Below are 3,149 nucleotides of genomic sequence, written 5' to 3' on the forward strand. Positions count from 1 at the left end.
CGCGAGTTGTCCATTTTGCGGAAACGATTGCGAACAAATGTAGTGCCCGGGAAACATCGGTATCTCGATAGTGTTCGTTCCCAACTGAAGGATTACTTCGCGGGCAAGAAGCTGGAGTTTGACGTTCCGCTGGCTCCGGTCGGATCGTCCTTTCAATTGCGCGCGTGGAGAATCTTGCGGTCGATTCCAGTCGGAGAAACGCGTTCGTATTCCTGGATGGCTAAGCGCTTGGGCGATGAGAACGCACGTCGCGCAGTTGGTCGCGCAAATGGAACTAACATGATTTGCATCGTTATCCCGTGCCACCGCGTCATTCGCGCTGACGGGACATTGTGCGGGTACGGTGGCGGTTTGTGGCGCAAGAAATGGCTGCTCGATCACGAGCGACGCTCCGCGCCTGCTAACGAAAGTAACCGGCGACCAGTGATCGGTTAATGGTGATCGGCTGGTGTCGCTGTCGCCGGATCGTGAATCGTAATCTGCCCGAATTTCCCGACGTACGGTGGCAGAAAATTCGACCGTCTAAGAGAGCCAAGTGGAAGCGTCTGCTTACGGTCACTCGCGACCGTTATCCTGATGGGATTTCTCGGGGGCTTCGGCTTGAAACTAACCAAAACACTCTGAACGCGATTCGCTACAATCACATGCGCACAAGCCTTGAAGAACTCGTGCCGTTCTCCATCGATTGGAGAGGCGGCATCGAAAAGGTGATTAACGATTTCAAGAAATGGGCGAGAAAGCATTACTCAGAACTGGATTTAACTCGAAAGAAAAAACCGCGTGATACGTACTACGACTCGCTTAAACAACTAGGCGTGATGCGTCTCAAGGACAAACTTGGAAGCTGGGATGCGGTGCAGAACTACACGCGCAGTGTGCTTGGCTCTCAGTTTGGTAAGCTTTACGGAGAGGATCACACGCTGTGGCGGAGCTCCCCGCCAGCGGTGACTCAGCTCCGTCTCGTTAGACCGAATCGAAGCCATGGCATACAAATACGACCTTTTCCTTAGCTACAAACACTTAGAAGACTGGAAGCCTTGGGTTTTTGAGATATTTGTCCTATTGCTCAAAGCGTCGATTGAGACGCAACTAGGCCGCCGCATAAAAATCTTCCAAGACGTAAACGAAATCAGCCCAACCGAAACGGATGAATCCAAACTGGTCGCAGAGATCGCCCGAGGTTTAGGAGGTTCGCGCTGTATCGTTGCACTTTGGAGCATGATGTATTTTCGCTCCCGTTGGTGCTGGTGTGAATCCCGCTCATTTGCCAAGCGGATGGATCAGACTTCAGCGTGGTCACCAATCTATCCTGTAGTCTTGCACAATGGAGAGTATTTTCCAGACTTTGCCCGTGCAATCCAATGGCTTGATGTGCGTGAATACGCAATTCCTAACATGCGCACGCTCAGCAGGGTGCATGAAGGATTATCCGAGACGATCAGAAAGGGAGCTGGCGAGCTTGCTCCTACTATCGAGCGGGCTCCGCAATGGCAACCAGAGTGGCTTTCACACGATTGGTTCTACGATCAACCTTTCCCGGAAAACGATCTTTCGCTTCAAGTTCTACCTAAAGCCTCACCAGGGGGTGGAGCCCCAAGTCGCTGGGGCTTACTAATCGCTAATTCCAGTTCAACAAACGCAGTCAGCTTTTCATCGGCACGCACAACGAAACGCTTTCCATCATCGCGATGTGCGTCCGCAATCCAGATCGTTCGGCCCGTTGGAATCAATCACTGAGACGCAGCCCCAGCTCCATCCGGCTTAGCTGAGATTGTCAGCGATTACTTCCCAATAGTTCATTCGATCACCTCTATCTTCATCACGGGATGAATTTCCCAAGCAGCGTAGCTGGGAAGATGGCTTCTGCGGTTTGATTCTGATCTTTAAGAGAATGACCAACATAGAAGAAGGCTCTGCCGGTACGGTCACAACGGGAATTTGATTAGGGGTCAGCATCTCCTAGGCCGCTGTCAGTCAGCCGCAACGTTGAGCTGAAGAAACACCCGCTGCACACGTTCCTGAATAGACGCTAAATCGCCCGCACGCGAGATGGGAGTCACGTTAATTATGAGTAAAGATAGCCGTCTCGGTGATGGGAGCGCCCATGGTGATTGAAGCAGGGTTGGTTGTGCCCGAGAAGGAGCCGGTGCCGGTGCCTGTCCAGTTGCTGAAGTTGTAGCCTATGGCTGGCGTTGCCGTGATTGACACGGCCGCGCCACTATTTTTCCATCCACTGGCGGGATTCACTGTGCCACCGGTGTTATGGGACATCGTCAGGTAATATTGCGTCGTGAAGATCGCTGTGTAGGTCTTGTTTGTGGTAGGTGCGACAGTGTGTGAGATCGCTCCGCCCCCAGTCCAGCTACTCCACACGTAACGAGCCCCCGTGCCACGGCTCTGCGGCGAGGTCGTAGCGATCCAATGGCTCGAGCCGGGCTGCCAGGCAAACATGTGCGCAGCAGTGTAGGTGCTGCCATCAACCATAAAACTAACGCCCGCCATATTCGCTTGTACCGTTACCTGAACCGGCTTTTGAGTGAACGCAGCCGTCTCGATGATAGGCCCGCTCATCGTGATTGACGCTGGATTGTTTGTCCCAGAGTAGGAGCCATTGCCGCTCCCTGTCCAACCACTAAAGGTATAGCTTACTGACGCGTTATTAGTTGACGTCGCAGTGATCGAAACTGTCGTTCCACTAGGCTTCCATCCGCTCTGCGGGGTGACAGCTCCGCCCTTTTGAGCGTTCATGGTAAGGAAATATTGCTTACTGAATTTAGCCGTGTAAGTCGTATTTTTCGTCGGAGCGACCGAGTGCGAGATTGTTCCACCGCCACTCCAGCTGTTCCAAATGTAGCGAGTGCTAACCCCGCCGCTCTGCGGCAAAGTCGTGGCAATCGTGTGGCTGGAGCCAGGCGCCCAGAAAAACGCCTGGGTAGTCGTGTAAGGAGTGCCATCGACGCTGAAAGTAAGGCCCGTCGGATTTGTTTGAACGGTTACCTGAATCGGGGCAGGAGTTGGAGTTGGGCGGATTGTCTGCACCGTGTTTCCGCCACTCGAAGCGAAAACTGTGTCCGAAGAATACTTGGCGTTAATAGTGTGGTTTCCGGTACTCAGAGTGAATGTGTTAAGTGAAGCGGACCCGTCGCTAG

General features: G+C 53.1%; 4 protein-coding genes. 3 read left to right on the plus strand and 1 reads right to left on the minus strand.

The window, feature by feature from the left end:
• The 3 genes from DMG62_23505 to DMG62_23515 all read left to right on the plus strand — a co-directional run.
• Nucleotides 1-435: hypothetical protein (locus DMG62_23505; protein PYY20483.1), on the plus strand; the 435-nt coding region annotated here is incomplete at its 5' end.
• On the plus strand, nucleotides 435-1,010 hold the full coding sequence (locus tag DMG62_23510) for a hypothetical protein (GenBank protein ID PYY20484.1): 576 nt from the start codon (nucleotides 435-437) through the stop codon (nucleotides 1,008-1,010). The genes DMG62_23505 and DMG62_23510, both read left to right, overlap by 1 nt.
• Complete coding sequence (locus tag DMG62_23515; GenBank protein PYY20485.1) at nucleotides 982-1,737, plus strand: hypothetical protein; 756 nt, start codon at nucleotides 982-984, stop codon at nucleotides 1,735-1,737. Before DMG62_23510 ends, DMG62_23515 begins: the two co-directional genes overlap by 29 nt.
• A 324-nt stretch (nucleotides 1,738-2,061) precedes the next feature.
• On the opposite strand, the gene DMG62_23520 is transcribed toward DMG62_23515, so the two are convergent.
• Nucleotides 2,062-3,039, minus strand: coding sequence for a hypothetical protein (locus tag DMG62_23520; GenBank protein PYY20486.1), 978 nt, complete (start codon nucleotides 3,037-3,039; stop codon nucleotides 2,062-2,064).
• Between the last annotated feature and the right edge of the window lie 110 nt (nucleotides 3,040-3,149).

The organism is Acidobacteriota bacterium (assembly GCA_003225175.1).
Classification (GTDB): Bacteria; Acidobacteriota; Terriglobia; order Terriglobales; family Acidobacteriaceae; genus Gp1-AA112.

Coding starts and splice junctions, on each gene's coding strand:
- DMG62_23510 (PYY20484.1), top strand. CDS start 435: ATGGTGATCGGCTGGTGTCGCTGTCGCCGGATCGTGAATCGTAATCTG.
- DMG62_23515 (PYY20485.1), top strand. CDS start 982: ATGGCATACAAATACGACCTTTTCCTTAGCTACAAACACTTAGAAGAC.